Origin of the sequence: Synechococcus sp. HK01-R, assembly GCF_014217855.1 — a bacterium.
Classification (GTDB): Bacteria; Cyanobacteriota; Cyanobacteriia; order PCC-6307; family Cyanobiaceae; genus Synechococcus_C.
On sequence record NZ_CP059059.1, the window covers coordinates 2,378,842 to 2,395,530 of the forward strand.

General features: G+C 63.7%; 16 protein-coding genes and 2 tRNA genes. 9 read left to right on the top strand and 9 right to left on the bottom strand.

Annotated features, from left to right (window positions below):
* Positions 1–11: 11 nt before the first annotated feature.
* Both H0O21_RS12805 and H0O21_RS12810 read right to left on the bottom strand, forming a co-directional pair.
* A complete protein-coding gene (locus H0O21_RS12805; protein WP_185189908.1) occupies positions 12–950 on the bottom strand; it encodes an RpoD/SigA family RNA polymerase sigma factor in 939 nt (312 codons plus the stop codon).
* 167 nt (positions 951–1,117) lie between these two features.
* Positions 1,118–2,719: an NAD(P)H-hydrate dehydratase gene (locus tag H0O21_RS12810; protein WP_185189909.1), complete on the bottom strand. Its 1,602-nt coding sequence runs from the start codon at positions 2,717–2,719 to the stop codon at positions 1,118–1,120.
* 48 nt (positions 2,720–2,767) lie between these two features.
* Here H0O21_RS12810 and mnmA point away from each other — a divergent pair, with 48 nt between their 5' ends.
* Positions 2,768–3,934, top strand: a complete 1,167-nt coding sequence (gene mnmA, locus H0O21_RS12815) for a tRNA 2-thiouridine(34) synthase MnmA (RefSeq protein WP_131456220.1) — start codon at positions 2,768–2,770, stop codon at positions 3,932–3,934.
* Here mnmA and H0O21_RS12820 read toward each other — a convergent pair.
* Complete coding sequence (locus tag H0O21_RS12820; protein WP_185191041.1) at positions 3,855–5,381, bottom strand: apolipoprotein N-acyltransferase; 1,527 nt, start codon at positions 5,379–5,381, stop codon at positions 3,855–3,857. The two genes, mnmA and H0O21_RS12820, sit on opposite strands and share 80 nt — an antisense overlap.
* Before the next feature lie 55 nt (positions 5,382–5,436).
* On the opposite strand from H0O21_RS12820, the gene H0O21_RS12825 reads away from it, so the two are divergent.
* The 3 genes from H0O21_RS12825 (at position 5,437) to H0O21_RS12835 (ending at position 7,069) form a co-directional block, all read left to right on the top strand.
* The gene (locus tag H0O21_RS12825) at positions 5,437–5,766 is read left to right on the top strand and encodes a phasin family protein (RefSeq protein ID WP_131456218.1); all 330 of its coding nucleotides are present in this window, start codon (positions 5,437–5,439) and stop codon (positions 5,764–5,766) included.
* 39 nt (positions 5,767–5,805) lie between these two features.
* Positions 5,806–6,405 carry an FKBP-type peptidyl-prolyl cis-trans isomerase gene (locus H0O21_RS12830; RefSeq protein ID WP_185189910.1) on the top strand — a complete coding sequence of 200 codons (600 nt, stop codon included), beginning with the start codon at positions 5,806–5,808 and terminating at the stop codon, positions 6,403–6,405.
* A gap of 64 nt (positions 6,406–6,469) precedes the next feature.
* Complete coding sequence (locus H0O21_RS12835; RefSeq protein WP_131595502.1) at positions 6,470–7,069, top strand: superoxide dismutase; 600 nt, start codon at positions 6,470–6,472, stop codon at positions 7,067–7,069.
* Positions 7,070–7,148: 79 nt separating this feature from the next.
* On the opposite strand, the gene trpC is transcribed toward H0O21_RS12835, so the two are convergent.
* The 5 genes from trpC to H0O21_RS12860 form a co-directional block, all read right to left on the bottom strand.
* Entirely contained in the window at positions 7,149–8,033 is an 885-nt protein-coding gene (gene trpC / locus H0O21_RS12840; protein WP_185189911.1) for an indole-3-glycerol phosphate synthase TrpC, read from the bottom strand.
* A gap of 3 nt (positions 8,034–8,036) precedes the next feature.
* A complete protein-coding gene (gene lpdA, locus H0O21_RS12845) occupies positions 8,037–9,479 on the bottom strand; it encodes a dihydrolipoyl dehydrogenase (protein ID WP_185189912.1) in 1,443 nt (480 codons plus the stop codon).
* Entirely contained in the window at positions 9,476–10,330 is an 855-nt protein-coding gene (locus H0O21_RS12850; protein WP_185189913.1) for an RNA methyltransferase, read from the bottom strand. Before H0O21_RS12850 ends, lpdA begins: the two co-directional genes overlap by 4 nt.
* 26 nt (positions 10,331–10,356) lie before the next feature.
* Positions 10,357–10,605, bottom strand: a complete 249-nt coding sequence (locus tag H0O21_RS12855; RefSeq protein ID WP_131456205.1) for a hypothetical protein — start codon at positions 10,603–10,605, stop codon at positions 10,357–10,359.
* Between the two features lie 30 nt (positions 10,606–10,635).
* Positions 10,636–10,719: transfer RNA gene (locus H0O21_RS12860), tRNA-Leu, on the bottom strand.
* A 157-nt stretch (positions 10,720–10,876) separates the two neighbouring features.
* Here H0O21_RS12860 and murA point away from each other — a divergent pair.
* The 5 genes from murA to H0O21_RS12885 all read left to right on the top strand — a co-directional run bounded on the left by murA (position 10,877) and on the right by H0O21_RS12885 (position 15,287).
* Positions 10,877–12,175: a UDP-N-acetylglucosamine 1-carboxyvinyltransferase gene (murA, locus tag H0O21_RS12865; protein ID WP_185189914.1), complete on the top strand. Its 1,299-nt coding sequence runs from the start codon at positions 10,877–10,879 to the stop codon at positions 12,173–12,175.
* A gap of 41 nt (positions 12,176–12,216) precedes the next feature.
* A tRNA-Leu gene (locus H0O21_RS12870) sits at positions 12,217–12,298 on the top strand.
* 8 nt (positions 12,299–12,306) lie between these two features.
* Positions 12,307–13,491, top strand: a complete 1,185-nt coding sequence (locus H0O21_RS12875; protein WP_185189915.1) for an aspartate aminotransferase family protein — start codon at positions 12,307–12,309, stop codon at positions 13,489–13,491.
* On the top strand, positions 13,488–14,708 hold the full coding sequence (locus H0O21_RS12880) for a folylpolyglutamate synthase/dihydrofolate synthase family protein (RefSeq protein WP_255441035.1): 1,221 nt from the start codon (positions 13,488–13,490) through the stop codon (positions 14,706–14,708). Before H0O21_RS12875 ends, H0O21_RS12880 begins: the two co-directional genes overlap by 4 nt.
* A 24-nt stretch (positions 14,709–14,732) precedes the next feature.
* Positions 14,733–15,287 carry a pentapeptide repeat-containing protein gene (locus tag H0O21_RS12885; protein WP_185189916.1) on the top strand — a complete coding sequence of 185 codons (555 nt, stop codon included), beginning with the start codon at positions 14,733–14,735 and terminating at the stop codon, positions 15,285–15,287.
* Positions 15,288–15,327: 40 nt separating this feature from the next.
* Here H0O21_RS12885 and H0O21_RS12890 read toward each other — a convergent pair whose 3' ends face one another.
* Complete coding sequence (locus tag H0O21_RS12890; protein ID WP_185189917.1) at positions 15,328–16,668, bottom strand: FAD-binding oxidoreductase; 1,341 nt, start codon at positions 16,666–16,668, stop codon at positions 15,328–15,330.
* Positions 16,669–16,689 lie beyond the last annotated feature (21 nt).

The following is a 16,689-nucleotide window of genomic DNA, read 5'->3' on the forward strand; positions in this document are numbered from 1 at the left end:
CAGCAACTGATTCAGATGCTCGGCATCCTGCGGGTGAGATTGCGCAGCTTACGTAGGGCCTTGAGCTCCACCTGACGCACCCGCTCCCGAGACACCTCCATCAGACGGCCGATCTCGGCAAGGGTGTGGCGCTCATTGCCATTCAAGCCGAAACGCAAAGCGAGCACGTGCTGCTCCTGCTCACTGAGGTGGGTGAGCCAACGGCCGAGCTGTTCGTGATGAATCGATTGCTCCACCTTGTCGAGCGGCTCATCGGAATTGCTGTCAGCAATGAGATCGCCAAGAAAGCTGCGTCCCTCCTCCCCATTCACAGGAGCATCAAGACTGCTGGTGGTCAGGGCCTGACGCAGCAACGAGTCAAGCTCGTCCATCGGCATCTCCATCGCCTCGGCGATCTCCATGCGACTCGGCATCGCCCCAAGCTTGTGAGCAAGATCGAGGGTCACCTTGCGGATCGTGGTGAGCCGCTCACTCAGGTGAACGGGCAGGCGAATCGTGCGGGATTGGCAAGCAATCGCCCGGGTCATGCTCTGACGAATCCACCAAAAGGCATAGGTGGAGAATTTGTAACCACGGGTGGGGTCGAATTTTTCAACAGCTCGCTCTAAGCCAAGAGAACCCTCTTGAATCAGGTCAAGCAACTCCAAACCTTTTCCCTGATATTTCTTTGCAACACTGACAACCAAGCGAAGATTCGCTTTCATCATGCGCTCCTTGGCGCGCTTGCCGACACGAATCATCCGGCGATCCTGAGCACTGTGCGATTCCGAATCCGCCGGCACAGTTCCATCTTCGGTGAGACGCATCATTGCCTGCACCTGATTACCAAGCTCGATCTCCTCAGCAGGAGTCAGCAAAGGAATACGGCCAATTGTTGCGAGATACCAACTGATTGGATCACTGCTGCGTCGCTTTTGAGTCTCAGCAAGACCCACTGCGAGGGATGCCATTGCGTCTCCGCAAGAAGTGCGTGGAAAGACTTTCCTATGAAAACCAGAAGCAGTGATGTGTTTTCAGCAACCCTTCAGATTCATGAAAGGAAAACGACACAAATGCCTGCTCAAGGGAGCCAATCCAATGGCGCGATGAACGCGTATGCAGCTTTTGCATCAACCACTTACTGCGATTGCAGCTGACGAATCAGGCGCGCCAGGCTGGCCGCCACATCCCCGGCAGCACTCGAACCACGGCAGCGCGCTGCGGCCGTTGCATGCATCAATGCAGCAGCAGCCAACGGTTCCGCCTGCCACTCCATGACCGGTCCCTGAGCCGCCCAGCCAGCGGCGAGGCCGGCCAGCACATCACCCAGGCCGGTGCGGGCCACATGGGCATCCGTCTCAACAAGCTGGCGGACACTGCCATCGGGTGCAGCGATCACGCTGTGGGCACCCTTCAGCAGCACCACAGCACCGGAACACGCGGCTGCCTCCTTGGCAGCCAGCAGCGGGTTGGCCAGATCGATCTGAGGGAACAGTCGACGGAATTCCCCGGCATGGGGCGTAATCCAAGTCACTGCGCGACGCCGCTGCAGCCAGCGCCAGCCCTGATCCGAAAGGGCCAACTGATTGAGGGCATCGGCATCGAGAACCAGCACACCGGGGAACGCAAGCAAGGGAGCTGCCGCCCGATCCCAGGGGCTGCAGGCTGAGCCAAGACCAGGTCCGATCAGCAAGGCATCCAAACGTCCGATGTCCTGACGAGCGAGGGCATCAGCCCAGGCCATGCCAACATCCGCCGCGCTGCCACCATCCGCCTGGTCAGCAACAGCCGCTGTACTTAGAACAGCCGCTGTACTTGGAACAGCCGTGGCCAACACCACCTCCGGGACCTGCTGCCAAAGGAATGGCGCAATCGACTCCGGCACGATCGCCTGCACACTGCCAGCACCGCTGGCTAGTGCACCCCGCAAGGCGAGCAGAGCCGCCCCTCGGTATCGATCGCTGCCCACCACCAGCAACACTCGCCCCCGCTCGTATTTCATGGCCCTCCGTGATGGCTGAGGCCAGGAGAGAGCGTTCAAATCACTGGGCCTCAGTCCAAGGCATTCCGCCGAGGAGCCATCGGGCAGCAGACGGTTGGGAGTGCCGGCATCCAGCCGATGCAGTGTCCCCACATGGGCAAGGGCCGAGTCCTGCACCAGCCCCTTCTTGATCAGCGCGACCGTCAGGGTCGCCATCGCCACCGCCGCATCCCCCGAATGGGGGATGCCCGTGTCTCCATCCAGGCCAGCGGGCAGGTCCAGGCTCACCAGGCGTCCAGGTCGATGCTGCTCGCGCTCACGGAACAGAACCGCCAGGGGATCCGGCAACGGCCGATGCTGACCAAGCCCGAAGAGCGCCTCGATCCAAAGCATCGGGTCCGACGGGTCTGGATCCGCCTCAAGCACAGGCAGCCCAAGCCAGCGGGCATGGCTCCAGTGCTGTTCGGTGAGGGGCTGTCGAATCGGCAGGGGCGCCCAAAGGCGAACCGCTACGCCGGCCTGAGCCAACTCTCTGGCCAACACCAAACCATCACCGCCGTTATGGCCCGGCCCCACGAGCACGAGCACACCCTCACGCAGGAGTTCTGGGCGGGCAAGGAACCAGGCGGCCATCGCCAAGCCCACCTTCTCCATCAACGCCGCAACAGGGAGGCCGCTGGCGAGCCACTCCCGCTCGAGGGTGGTCATCCGCTCCGAACTCACCAACCAGTGATCAGCGTCGGGTGAGGGCCAGGACACGAACAGGCAGCCGGGACCTCACTATGGAGAGATCAGACACAACCGCCCATGGGTTCAGCTCCGGCCACCGATGCAGGGCAACAGGCCCTCGCACGCCTGCGCCTCTGGCCTGGTGAGCACCGCGTCGCGGTTGGTCTCTCGGGCGGGGTCGACAGCTCCCTGACTGCTGCACTCCTGGTGGAGGCCGGATGGCAGGTGGAGGGGCTCACCCTCTGGTTGATGAGCGGCAAGGGCGCCTGCTGCGCCGAGGGGCTGGTGGATGCGGCAGGCATCTGCGAGCAGCTCGAGATTCCGCATCATGTGGTCGATTTCCGAGAGCATTTCAAGGAGCAGATCGTGACCTTCCTGGTGGAGGGTTATGGCAACGGCGTCACACCACTCCCCTGTTCCCGCTGCAATCGTGAGGTGAAATTCGGCCCGATGCTCCGCTGGGCGCAGGACGAGCGCAGCATTTCCAGGATCGCCACAGGCCATTACGCCCGCATCCGCCATGGTGATCAGAGCGACAACGGCCGCCACCAGTTGCTGCGAGGCCTCGACAGCCAAAAAGATCAGAGTTATTTCCTCTACGACCTGCCGCAGGAGGCCCTGGGCCGCCTGGTGTTCCCCCTTGGAGAGCTGACCAAGGGCGACACGCGGGCCGAAGCGGAACGCCATGGTCTACGCACCGCCAAAAAAGCGGAAAGCCAGGACCTTTGCCTGGCGGATCACCACGGCTCCATGCGCGCGTTTCTCGATGCTTACCTGCCCCCCCGCCAGGGGGAGATCGTGCTGCGCGATGGCACCGTTGTGGGGCAGCACGACGGCATCGAGCATTTCACCATTGGCCAGCGCAAGGGTCTGGGGGTGGCCTGGAGCGAGCCACTGCACGTGGTGCGCCTTGATCCAGCCATGAACAGAGTGGTGGTCGCCCCCCGCGCAGACGCCGGGGAAACGGGCTGCAGCGTCGGCGCTGTGAACTGGGTCTCAATCCCAGCCCCTGCCATCGGCGAGGGCCTCACGGTGGAGGTGCAGGTGCGGTACCGCAGCCAGCCGGTGCCCGCCCAACTGGAGGTGATTGAACCGACCGCTGAGGATGCAGCCGCCGATCGCCCCCAACGGGTTCGCCTGCGCTTTGAGGAGCCGCAGTTCTCGATCACCCCCGGCCAGGCGGCGGTGTTCTACGCGGGGGAGCGGGTGCTGGGGGGCGGCCTGATCCAGCAAAACGCCGCCTGAGCACAGCGAGCGCCGCCAACAGGGTGATCAGCCCCAGGGGCCCCTCCCCCCAGCGCACATACCCCGTGCCTCCCTGCTGGGGATGCAGCTCAGCAAGGGCAAGCCCGGAGACACCCGGTCGAAGCAGCCACTGGGTTTGACCATTGGCCGAAACGGTGGCGGTTGGCCCGGTGTTCGCGGCACTGAGCAGAGGCCTGGCGGTCTCGAGACTGCGCAACTGCGCGAGTGCCAGGAATTGATGCTGCAGCAGCACGGGATAGGGGTCGAGGTTGGCGATGGTGAGCAGCCACTGGGCTCCCTCCGCCACCGCCCTGGCGATCGCCGCGCCGTTGCTGAGTTCGTAACAGATGGCCACAGCGGCCGGTGGCCCTGACCACCGCCAAAAGCGTGAGGGCGGGCCGGGCTCCACACCACCCACCGCAGACAGACCGGCTCCAAGCCCTGGCCAGTCGGGCAGCCATTCGCCGAGGGGCACCAACCTGTGCTTGTCGATGGCGGCACTGGGCTGCTCTGCACCCGTTGGAATCAGCAGCAACGCACTGCGTTGACGCCCCTGCCGCCAGCGGAAACCACCGCTGAGCAGGGGCAGGGGAGCTGGACTGCGCAGACGGGCATCGAGGGGCAGGGTTCCCTCAGGAGCGACGAACCAATCGGCCCCCTGCAGGCCAGCCTGCTCAAGAGCCGATTCCAGGCCGGCGGCCTGACGGGCCTGCTGCTCAGGCTGAAACTTCTCTCGGGTCGGAATCGCTGGCTGCCAGAGGGCCACTCGCCAGCCCAGAACAGGCTCAGGGCCAGAAGCAAGAAGACGCCCACCGAGGCCATGGGCCAGCAGCAACACCAGGAGCCCAGCCGCCAACCAGAGGCGCCAGCCCTGCATCCGCAACTGCACCAAGCGCACACCCTGCCAAAGCCACCAGCCCATCAGCAACAACAGGGCCGCCAGCCCTCCGGCCCCAATCCAGCGGGCCAAACCGGCGAACCAGGGATCCGCCGGCAACAGCGAGCCCCCCACGCCGATCCAAAACAGAGGGGTACGGGAGAGGGCGGTCTCCATCAGGCCCCACACCCCGGCCAGCAAGAGGGCGGAGCCGAAGCGGCTGCTGTCGATCCAGGTCGCCAGGGCCGCCCAGACCGCCAGCAACAGAGCGGCGACAGCAGCGCAAAAGCCCCAGATCAACAGGGCCAACGGCAGGCTCAAGGGAGCCGGGACCCCGATCCAGGTGAGCGGATGCAAAGCCAGCAGCCAGCGATGACTCACCAGCACAGCCACCGCTGCCCAAAGCGCTGCCGCTGCAGGACGACGCTGGGCCGACCAGAGCAGCGCCAGTGCTGGGATCATCCACAGCGGTCCCCCCAGCCACCAGCCCCCCGGCAGGCCAAGCGTCAAACCAGCCAGCAGGCCACCCAGCCCTCCCTGCACCAGGGCCAAGGATCGGTCATTGCCCATGGTCAGCGGCGACGCGCGAAGCCATCCTGATGGCAGGACCGGATCGGGATCAGCCATGGAGACCGCCAACCCCCTTCAGCAGCTGCTGCTGCGAGGCCTGGGCACCACCACGCTTGTGGCGGATCGACTTCGCTATGTGACCCAGGAGTGGGTGAGCAGCGGTCGGCTGGATCCCTCCCACGCCAGTGCACTGGTGGACGATGTGCTCAAGGCCCTCAGAGGGGAAACCCCTGAACTGGAGCAGCAGATGGGACGCAATCTCGAGCGCAATCGCGACAACCTGCTGCAGGACCTCGGCCTAGCCAGCCAGAGGGAACTTGATGAACTGCGCGGCCGGATTGACCGCCTTGAGCAACAGTTGCGTCAGCGTGAACGCCAGGAGTGAACCTGCAACAATCAGCTCCTCCCCGCCAATCCAGCATCCGTGCGCGACATTCTGATCAGCTCTGCCGTCTGCGTGGCCTGCCTGATGGTGGCGCTTGTCAGCCAGATCGTGGCCCCATCCACCATCGCCCCTGCCATGGCCGCCACTGCTCCTGCCCTGGAGAAGAGCGCGCCCTCAGCCGCGGCAACCGCACCCATGGAGCTGGATCCTGAGGATCCCAACCCCACACTTTTTGCCATGGCAGCCGACTCCAACCAGGCCGATGCCTCCGCCCTGGGCGGACCCATGAGCGTCGAAAAACCGCAAATCACCGCCAGCGGCCTTCGCATCACCGACCTCGTAGTCGGAACCGGTGCCGAAGCCAGCGCCGGACAAACCGTTGTTGTGAACTACCGCGGCACGCTTGAGAACGGCAAGGAATTCGACAGCAGCTACAACCGCGGACCGTTCAGCTTCCCCCTTGGCGCTGGTCGGGTGATCAAAGGCTGGGATGAAGGAGTGGCCGGCATGAAAGTCGGCGGCAAGCGCAAGCTCCTGATTCCCCCCGATCTCGGCTATGGCAGCCGTGGTGCAGGCGGCATCATTCCCCCCAATGCCACCCTCATCTTTGAAGTGGAACTGCTGGAGGTGAAGGGCTGAGGCTCCGGAGCACGTCTATGGCGGCAGGGCTGTCGTTAGGATCCCGCCGCCGAACGTCATCCCCATGGCCCATACCCTTCCCCAGCTGCCCTACGCCCTGGATGCCCTGGAGCCGCACATCTCCCGCTCCACCCTGGAATTCCACCACGGCAAGCACCACAACGCCTACGTCACCAACCTGAACAAGGCGATTGAGGGAACGGACCTCGACAACAAGAGCCTCGAGGAGGTCATCACCGCAGTGGCCGGTGATGCCAGCAAGGCGGGTGTGTTCAACAACGCTGCTCAGGTCTGGAACCACAGCTTTTACTGGCAGTGCATGAAGCCAGGTGGCGGCGGCCAACCCAGTGGTGCACTGCTCGACAAGATCAACGCTGACTTCGGCAGCTACGAGGCTTTCGTTGAACAGTTCAAGACTGCCGGCGCAACCCAATTCGGCAGCGGCTGGGCCTGGCTGGTGCTCGATAACGGCACCCTGAAGATCACCAAAACCGCTAACGCCGACCTGCCCCTGGCCCATGGCCAGAAGGCTCTGCTCACCATGGATGTCTGGGAGCACGCCTACTACCTCGACTACCAGAACCGTCGCCCTGACTACATCACCACCTACCTCGACAAGCTGGTGAACTGGGACTTCGTGGCTGCCAACCTGGCGGCAGCCTGATCGCTTAGCAGCCCGTTCGTTGCTCTTCAGCCAAGCCCCCGCAACGCGGGGGCTTTTTTTTGGTAGCTCAGCAGGATGGTTAGCCCGCGATCAAGGTGCGCAATCCGGCTTCCACATCCGGCTGGCGCATCAGCGCTTCGCCCACCAACACAGCCCCTGCACCAGCGGCCTGAACCCGATCCAGATCGGCGCGACTGAACAGACCCGATTCGCTCACGAGCAGAACCTGCTGCTCCTGAAGTCGCTCCCCGAACTGGGCCGTGAGCGTTTCTGTCGTGGCCAGGTCCGTCTCGAAGCTGGTGAGATCTCGATGATTGATGCCGATGAGAGGGAAGCCCCCCAGGCTGAGCACCCGCTCCAGCTCGTCAGCGTCGTGAACCTCCACGAGCACCGTGAGCCCAAGGCTAGAGGCCACCTTGCGCAAGTAAGTGAGATCCTGATCGCTCAGAATGGCCGCGATCAGCAAAGCGGCATCGGCACCTGCTGCCCTGGCCTGATACAGCTGGTATGGGCTGAGGATGAACTCCTTGCAGAGCAGGGGCAGATCCACAGCGTCGCGAACCTCCACCAGCACCTCAAAACCTCCCTGGAAGAAGGTTTTGTCCGTGAGTACCGATAGGCAGCTCGCGCCACCGGCTGCATAGGCACGGGCGATCGCCACAGGGTCAAAGTCCTCCCTGATCACTCCTTTGCTGGGGCTGGCCTTCTTGACTTCTGCAATCACGGCTGGAAGCACTGGCGCAGCGCGCAGGGCCGCAAGAAAGTCGCGGGGTGGCGGCAGCTTGGCCACCTTGCTCTTCAACTGATCCAAAGGCATCCGCTGGCGGGCTGCCTCAATCTCCCGGTCTTTCTCCCAAACAATCTTCTCGAGGATGTGGCGGGGTTCCTCCTCGGCGTGGGGGATGGCGTATTCCAGGTGAGCCACCTGGATCCGCGGATTCGGGGGACGGCGCCGGATTTCCATCGCTCAGGCCCCCAAAGCTGCAGCAGCCTGCTTGTAGGCCACTTCCACCACCTCGCTGAGGGTTGGGTGGGTGTGCACCTCGGTGACCAGTTGCCGCACGCTCTGACGACGGGCGACGGCATTGGCGACCTCCTGAATCAGATCAGCCGCATGCAATCCATAAATGTGAGCACCGAGCACCTCACCGCTGGCTTTGTTGAACAGCAGCTTCATCAGGCCGTCACTCTCGAGTTCAGCGAGAGCCTTGGAGTTGGCCTTGAAGTAACTGCGCACCACGCCAAGCTCAAACCCCTGGTCCGCGGCCAGCTGCTTGGCATCCACCTCACTCAGACCCACCGAACTGATCTCCGGATGGGTGAAGGTGGCGGCTGGGATGCTGCGGTAATCAATCTGTCGGGAATGGCCAAGGATGTTGTCCACGGCCACGGTGCCCTGGGCTGCGGCCGTGTGGGCCAGCATCAACTTGCCGGTCACATCGCCGACAGCCCAGAGATGGGGAACGGGCTGGCCATTCACCAGCACGCGCATGCTGTCGTCAATCGGAACGAAGCCTCGATGGGTCTCAACGCCAAGGGCCTCGAGGTTGAGCCCCTTGCTGCTTGGCACCCGGCCCGTGGCCACGAGGACTGCATCCACCTCCAGGGTCTCCACCGGCTCACGGGTCTGCATCTCCACCAACTCAATCTGCACCGGTGCACCAGGCTTGATGGATTGAGCCAACACGCCTGAGCGGGCATCGATGTCGCGACCATCGATCAGCTTGCGGGCAGCGAGCTTGGCGATATCGGGATCAAAGGTGGGCATCACCCGATCCAACGCTTCGATCATCGTGACCTCACAACCGAGGGCGGTGTAGACGTCGGCAAATTCGAGGCCGATGTAGCCGCTACCGATGATCGCGATCCAGCGGGGCAGCCATTCCAGATTCACCGCCTCGTCACTGGTAAACACGCTGCGGCCATCGGTTTCGATGCCTGGCGGCACAAATGGATCGGAGCCCGTGGCCAGAATCACATCGCGGGCCGTGAGCACCCGATCAACACCATTGATTTCACGCACGCCCACCCGCTGACTGCCCTCCAGGCGGCCCTTACCGCGGATGATCGTGACCCCAGAACGCTCGAGCGTCTTGGTGAGGTTGCTACGGATGGTCGCCACGAGCTGGTTGGCGTGATCCGCAATCTTCTGGCGCTCGAAACGCACCGGTGCCGCATGAATTCCGAAACCAGCGAGGTGCTCTGCATCCGCCAGTTCGCGTACGCGACCGCTGGCCGCAAGGAGCGCCTTCGACGGCACACAGCCACGGTTCACGCAGGTGCCGCCCATGTCGCGGGATTCGATGATCGCCGTGCGCAGCCCATGCTCGGCTGCATGCTTGGCGGCATCAAAGCCGCCGTAGCCGGCGCCGATCACGATGACATCAAAGTCGAAACTGGCGTCGCTCACCCGGTCAGCTGCGTTGGAGCGGTCATTGTCGCCCGTCGGCGTTCCAACAGGAGTGGAACGGCGGCCGACGCCACGTTCAACGACTCGACCTTTGCACTATGGGGAAGGGTGACGCCATGGCTGCAGCAGGCCAGCAGCTCGCCGTGAAGCCCGCCCCCCTCATTCCCCAGCACCAGCGCCGTGGGTCGTGTCCAGTCCAGCTCCCAGTAGGGAACCACGGAACACTCGACACGAGCGCCGGGCACGAGGGTGGCGACGACCTGAACGCCCCGGTCCCGCAAGCCCTGGAGTTTCTCAGCCAAGGTGCGCACCCCTGAGTTCTCCCCAGGCCCGAAGCGCTCCACTGGCAAGCGAAGAATGGAACCAGCGGAACTACGCACCACCTTGGTACCGAACGGATCCGCGCCCGAAGCCTGCCAAACCACCTCCACCTCCGCCGCCAGGGCTGTACGCAGCAGCGTTCCGAGGTTGCCTGGGTCCTGGAGGCGATCCAAAGCAAGCACAAACTCGGGCTTGGCCGGGGGTTGAGGCAACGCCGAGAGCGGAAGCAGACACGCCACCCCGTCGGGATGCACCGTGGATAAGGAGGCCTGCAACACCGTCTCACTCACCTGGTGCACACGCAGGGCTGATGACCACCCCTCCAGCAGCTGGGGATGACGGCTGATCCAGTCGGGAGTGGCCACCAGTTCGGTCACATGAACGGCCGCTTCAGCCCCCTGCAACTCCTGCACGCCATGGGTGCCCTCCAGCAAGAGCAATCCCTCGCGTTCCCGTCCTGCACGGGCTGCGAGCGCCCGAAGGCGCGCGACCAACGGATTACGCCGGCTGGTGATCAGCGGACTCTCCATCGCACGAGCGACCGGGTCGTGGGCGCTCAGAACGACTCGTGCTTGCGCACCTTCATGCCGTCATGAAGGCTGAGCTCCTGACCCTGTAGGTCAATGCCCTTCACAGCGGCGATTTCACCCTTGATGCCTTCGGCGGACAGATTTTCAACCAGCTTCTTGATCACCTGATCTTCAACAGCGTTTTGATCAATCGAATCAGGCGTCAAAAACTCCAAGAACTTGCCTACTTTGGCTGCCACCACCTCTGAGGAGTTGGAGATCTTCAGGACAATCATGTTTTGGGTTGGGCAACCCTTTCAAAATAGTGCGGATGGGGAGACTTGAACTCCCACGACATTGCTGCCACTAGTACCTGAAACTAGCGCGTCTACCAATTCCGCCACATCCGCGGGCGTGTGTCGCGCAGGCGACGTGTTCGAACATACGGCATCGACCTCCCTCTGATCAGAAGGCTCACACCGCATACGATCCAGTTTGCCGGCCGGCCGTCTAGACGGTCTCAAACACCCTTGCCAACATGGAGCGTCTCCTGAAGGTCTTCAAGCTATGCCGGCTGCGGCGCCCGTGTCTCAGGAGATTCTCAAGCCGCACCTGGAGATCCAAGGAGGACACCCCCTCAAGGGTGAGTTGCGCGTGAGTGGCGCCAAGAATTCAGCCCTTGTTTTGATGACTGCCGCCTTGCTTTGCCGCGAGCCTGTCGTCCTCAAAAACGTTCCACAACTGACCGACATCGATGGAATGTCGGAGATTCTTGAAGCCCTGGGTGTGCGTGTTCAGCGCGACGGCGAGACCGTGGAGATTCACGCCGAACAGCTTCTGCACGGCGAACCTCCCTATGAACTCGTGAATGGTCTTCGGGCCAGCTTCTTTGCGATCGGCCCCATCCTTGGCCGCCTTGGGAGTGCCCGGGTGCCCCTGCCCGGTGGTTGCCGCATCGGTGCCCGCCCTGTTGTGGAACATATCCGTGGCCTCAAGGCCCTCGGAGCCGTTGTGAATGTGGAGCATGGCGTGGTCTCCGCCGCCGTCCCCGGCCGCCGCCGTCGCCTCAAAGGGGACTCGATCGTTCTTGACTGCCCGAGCGTTGGAGCCACCGAGACAATCCTGATGGCCGCCGTTCTGGCCGAAGGCACCAGCGTGATTGAAAACGCGGCTCAAGAGCCGGAAGTGCAAGACCTGGCCAACATGCTCAATGCCATGGGTGCTCGGATCAGCGGTGCCGGCGGTCCCACCATCACCATTGAGGGCGTCACTGCGTTGCGCGGCTGCACCTATTCGGTGATCCCCGACCGGATTGAAGCCGGCACTTTCCTGCTCGCTGCAGCGATCACTCGCTCCACCCTCAGGGTTGCCCCCGTGGTCCCTGAGCACCTCAGCGCTGTGCTCCAAAAGCTTCGTGATTGTGGCTGCCAGCTCGACATTGACGACGAGGGCATCACCATCACCCCCGGCGAGATCCAGGGTGTCGATCTCACAACGCAACCTTTCCCTGGATTCCCAACCGACCTGCAGGCGCCGTTCATGGCCCTGCTGACCACTGCCCGCGGCACCAGTGTGATCACCGAAAAGATCTACGAAAACCGCATGCAACACGTGGCCGAACTGCAGCGCATGGGTGCCTCGATCCGCCTGCAAGGCAACACCGCCGTGGTGGAAGGGGTGCCTCAGCTCACCGCTGCACCGGTGACCGGCAGCGATCTCCGGGCCGCCGCTGCAATGGTGCTGGCTGGTCTGGCAGCCCGCGGCACCAGCCAGGTGTCAGGGCTCAACCATCTCGATCGTGGCTACGACACCATCGAGGCCAAGCTCTGCGCCACAGGCGCATATCTCCAACGCCGCGAAGACTGATCGGCACGGATCAGAGGGCGCTCGCATAACATCAGCGACAGGGGAGCGTGCCGGAATTGGTAGACGGACTCGACTCAAAATCGAGCGCCTTCGGGCATGTGGGTTCAAGTCCCACCGCTCCCACTGCTGTGATGGGGACCTACGGACGCTTCCCGATCACCCTTGTGCGTGGTCAGGGTTGCTGGGTGCGTGATCACCGCGGCCGGCGTTATCTCGATGCAGTGGCTGGCATCGCCACCTGCACCCTGGGCCACAGCGACCCGGCGATGCGCAGGGATCTGTCCCAGCAGCTAAGGCGGTTGCAGCATGTGTCGAATCTCTATCGGATTCAGGAGCAGGAAGATCTGGCCCGCTGGCTGGTCGATCACAGCTGTGCTGACAGCGTCTTCTTCTGCAATTCAGGCGCTGAAGCCAATGAAGCGGCCATCAAGCTGGCCCGCAAACACGGTCACACCGTCCGCGGTATCGATCGCCCCGTGATCCTCACAGCCCAATCGAGCTTTCACGGGCGCACCCTGGCAGCGGTCAGCGCCACGGGGCAGCCCCGGTATCACGCGGGCTTTGAACCCATGGTGGAAGGTTTCGAGACCTTCCCCTACAACGACCTCCACGGTTTCGAGGCTCTGCTCAACCGGATGGAGGCCAATGGTCCGCGTGTGGCTGCAGTTCTGCTCGAACCGCTCCAGGGCGAAGGCGGTGTCAATCCCGGCACAGTCGACTTCTTCCGTGCCGTGAGGGAGCACTGCAGCCAGCGCGAGATCCTGCTGATCCTCGATGAGGTGCAAACGGGCATGGGTCGAACCGGTTGTCTCTGGGGCTATGAGCAGCTGGGCATCGAACCGGATGCCTTCACGCTGGCCAAGGGCCTTGGCGGTGGACATGCGATCGGGGCCCTGCTGGTGCAGCAGCACGCCGACCATTTCCAGCCAGGTGACCACGCCAGCACATTCGGGGGCAATCCTTTTGCCTGTCGCGCCGGACTCACCGTGGCCAGGGAGCTCCAACGTCGTCACCTACTGGCCAATGTCGATGCCAGAGCCGAGCAGCTGCGAACGGGTCTGCAAACCTTGGTAGCGCGTCATCCCGACCAACTCAGCGGCGTACGTGGCTGGGGGCTCTTGCAGGGTCTTGTCCTGCGGGAGGAGGGATCGTTCCAAGCCGCCGACGTCGTGAAAGCAGCCCTTGATCAGGGGTTACTGCTGGTGGCGGCCGGTCCACAGGTGGTGCGGATGGTGCCACCGCTGGTGATCAATCGCCGCGAGGTGACGAGTCTGATTCGCCGCCTTGCTGCCGCTCTGGAGAGCCTGCAGGCGTGAATTTCAACGATCTGCTCCCGCCGTTTGATCAGCGGGGCATGGATCTCTCCCTGGCGCGGATGAACCGTGCGTTGAAACAGCTGGGATCCCCCACCGAAAGCATCCCCGCGGTGCAGGTGGTGGGCACCAACGGCAAAGGCTCCATTGCCACGCTGATTCACAGCGCCCTCACGGCGGCCGGAATCCACTCCGGTCTCACCACGTCTCCCCATCTGATCGACTGGTGCGAACGCATCCGCGTGGATGGGCAGACCATCCGGCCTGAAACCCTGCGCCAACGACTGATCGAGCTTCAGCCGCTGGCGCGCCAGGAAAACCTCACGCCTTTCGAGCTGCTCATCACCGCGGCCCTGATTCACTTCCAAGCCGAATCCGTTCAATGGCTCGTGCTGGAAGCCGGCCTGGGCGGACGCCTGGATGCGACCACGGCCCACCCGAATCGCCCCCTGGTGGCGGTGGCCTCGATCGGCCTCGATCACTGTGAGCATCTGGGGGGGACGCTGACGGCGGTGGCGGAAGAGAAAGCGGCCGTCATCCAAGCCGGTGCCACGGTGATCAGCGCCCCCCAGGCAGCCGAGGTGAACGCCGTGCTCGCCCGCCGCTGCGATCAGGTGGGAGCCCAACTGATTCAAGTCAGCCCCCTGGGTGCCGACTGGCAGCTGGGGCTGGGTGGCATCTGGCAACGGGACAACGGCGCTGTGGCGCTGGAGGTGCTGCAGCAGATCGCCACCCGAGGCTGGCCGGTGGATGCGGCCAGCATTCGCCACGGCTTCGCCGCGGCCCGATGGCCAGGACGTCTTCAACCACTGCTCTGGCGCCAGCGACAGGTTCTGGTGGATGGCGCCCATAATCCGCCAGCGGCCGAGCGACTCGCAGGGGAGCGCGCCCATTGGAGCGGTCAGAGTCTGGGTTTGAACTGGATTCTGGGCATTCAGAGCCACAAGGAGGCTCCAGCGATGCTTCGCAGCCTGCTGCAACCCCAGGACCGGGCTTGGATCGTGCCGCTGAACGGCCACCGCAGTTGGAGCGCAGAGGCCCTCAAGGCCTCCTGCCCAGAACTCGCAACCCAGCTGCGAGAGGCCGACGGCCGCGAGCCAGTGGAAACCGCCCTGGAGCAGCTGGAACAGGCGGGATGGCCGCAGGCGCGCCCGGTGATTGCCGGATCGCTCTATCTGCTGGGGGATCTGCTCGGGCGCGGCCTTCTCCGGGCAGAGTGAAGACCCTGCCGCCGCGCGCCCGTCATGCCAAACCTTTTGCTGTCGCTACGCCGCTGGCTGAACCACTTCCTGATCAGCGCACTCCTGATCGGCCTGGCCTTTGGCCCCATCGAAGCAGTGCAGGCGTTGGACACCAGTTCTGGAGTGGGCCTTCAGGACAAGGCACTGTTTCAGGAGCGGGTGGATTACACCCTCACCAATCAAAGCGGCCATGACTTCCATGGTCAGGACCTGAGGAACACATCGTTTGCCGGCGCCGTGGGCCGAGGCGCCGATTTCAGCGCTGCCGATCTGCACGGAGCCATCTTCACCCAGGGGGCCTTCGCTGATGCTGATTTCAGAGGCGCCGATCTGTCCGATGCCCTGATGGACCGGGCTGATTTCACGGGCACCGACCTGCGCGAGGCGCTGCTGAGCGGCGTGATTGCATCCGGGAGCAGCTTCGCCGGGGCCCGCATCGAAGGGGCAGATTTCAGCGATGCCCTGCTGGATCGTGATGATGTGCGCCGCTTATGCCAAGACGCAGAGGGCGTCCATCCCGGCACTGGCGTGGCCACCCGCGACAGTCTGGGCTGTTAATGCAAAGCAGCTGTTAAGGCAGACCAGCTGTTAAGGCCAATCAGCCCGTCCAGCCCCTCAGCTTTCCCGGGTTGAGCAACCCCTTGGGATCAAACCGAGCCTTGGCCGCCACCTGGTCACCATCAATGACCCCCAGCCCCCCGTCCTCCACCGTGAGCACATGGGGGTTAAACAAAACCGCGCCGAGGGAACGGCACTGCGCCATCAAACGGTCCAGAGCCTCAACGCCGCGCCAACGCACCAGTGGCAGAGCGGCCAGGCGGGCCCCACCCCAATGGCGCACCCCCTCGAGATGCCAAAGCAGATCATCCCCCCAGTCGACCCGCAAGGCCTCGATCAGAGCCTGTTCTGGCTGGGGAAGCAGCATCTGCAGGTAGGTCCAACCGGGCTCTGCGCTTCGGCAGTGCAGCGTGGTGTGGTTCCAGCTCAGCTCCCGCAGACCGTTGCCGCGGTGGGCGGCCTCCGCTCCGATTCGCACGATGATGGCGTTGGAGCGGGCGGCAAGACGCTCAAGCGTGGCAACACCATCAGGTGCCACCAGCAGCAGCAAACGATGACGGCCACCCGCAAGACCACTCCAAGGGGGCAGACGATCGACAATCGATCGATCGAGCAGGGTGCAGAGATGCAGCTCAAGGGCGGAGCGCTGACAGAGCGTGGCCAACTGCAGGGCATCTCCCCAGTCATCACAGTCGATGCTCACTTCCTGCCACGGCACCCTCGGCGCCGTGGCCAGCTGCAGAGCCGTGAGGATTCCGTTGGTTCCGTAGGCGTGATTAAGGGCTTCGGCATCGGCCCCGTCAAGCCGCAGCAACCGTGGGTCCGGCTCCAGGGTCACCAGCTCAAGGCCGAGCAGATGACCTGGATCCCTGAGGAATCCCCAGCGCACCGAACCGATACCGCCGGATCCCCCGGCGATGAAGCCACCCACGCTGGCGCTGCGCCAGGTGCTCGGCAGCAAGCGGAGCTGACGACCGCAGGCACCGAGAGACTGATCCAACTCCTTGAGCAGACAACCGCTCTCCACCTCCACCACGCCGCTGTCGGCCTCGATGGCGCGCACACGATTCAGGGCTGTCATCACCATCACCACCCCCCCCTCGAGAGGCACGCACTGGCCGTAATTCCCCGTCCCCGCTCCCCTAAGGGTGAGCGGCACCTGATGGCGTGCACAGGCAGCAGCCACCGCCATCACGGCAGCAACGCTCTCAGGGCGCACCACCAGATCGGCACGGCAGCTCCTCAGCCGCTCAAGCAGCACCGGTGAATAGTCGTAGGCATCACGGGAGAATCGCTCCAGATCAGCGGGATCACGCCAAACGCTCAGCTGCTCCAGCCCGGTGAGCTCCTCGAGCAATCCCTCCAGAACTCTCGGTTCCATGGCCTTGACCCGCGATCGCTG

Bases quoted from the DNA above. Each gene is read 5' to 3' on its own strand.
- H0O21_RS12820 (WP_185191041.1), bottom strand. From the start codon at position 5,381: ATGGGCAATGACCGATCCTTGGCCCTGGTGCAGGGAGGGCTGGGTGGC.
- trpC (WP_185189911.1), bottom strand. From the start codon at position 8,033: ATGGAAATCCGGCGCCGTCCCCCGAATCCGCGGATCCAGGTGGCTCAC.
- H0O21_RS12850 (WP_185189913.1), bottom strand. From the start codon at position 10,330: ATGGAGAGTCCGCTGATCACCAGCCGGCGTAATCCGTTGGTCGCGCGC.
- H0O21_RS12825 (WP_131456218.1), top strand. From the start codon at position 5,437: ATGGAGACCGCCAACCCCCTTCAGCAGCTGCTGCTGCGAGGCCTGGGC.
- H0O21_RS12805 (WP_185189908.1), bottom strand. From the start codon at position 950: ATGGCATCCCTCGCAGTGGGTCTTGCTGAGACTCAAAAGCGACGCAGC.
- murA (WP_185189914.1), top strand. From the start codon at position 10,877: ATGCCGGCTGCGGCGCCCGTGTCTCAGGAGATTCTCAAGCCGCACCTG.
- H0O21_RS12890 (WP_185189917.1), bottom strand. From the start codon at position 16,668: ATGGAACCGAGAGTTCTGGAGGGATTGCTCGAGGAGCTCACCGGGCTG.
- H0O21_RS12875 (WP_185189915.1), top strand. From the start codon at position 12,307: ATGGGGACCTACGGACGCTTCCCGATCACCCTTGTGCGTGGTCAGGGT.
- mnmA (WP_131456220.1), top strand. From the start codon at position 2,768: ATGGGTTCAGCTCCGGCCACCGATGCAGGGCAACAGGCCCTCGCACGC.
- H0O21_RS12835 (WP_131595502.1), top strand. From the start codon at position 6,470: ATGGCCCATACCCTTCCCCAGCTGCCCTACGCCCTGGATGCCCTGGAG.
- H0O21_RS12855 (WP_131456205.1), bottom strand. From the start codon at position 10,605: ATGATTGTCCTGAAGATCTCCAACTCCTCAGAGGTGGTGGCAGCCAAA.
- H0O21_RS12885 (WP_185189916.1), top strand. From the start codon at position 14,733: ATGCCAAACCTTTTGCTGTCGCTACGCCGCTGGCTGAACCACTTCCTG.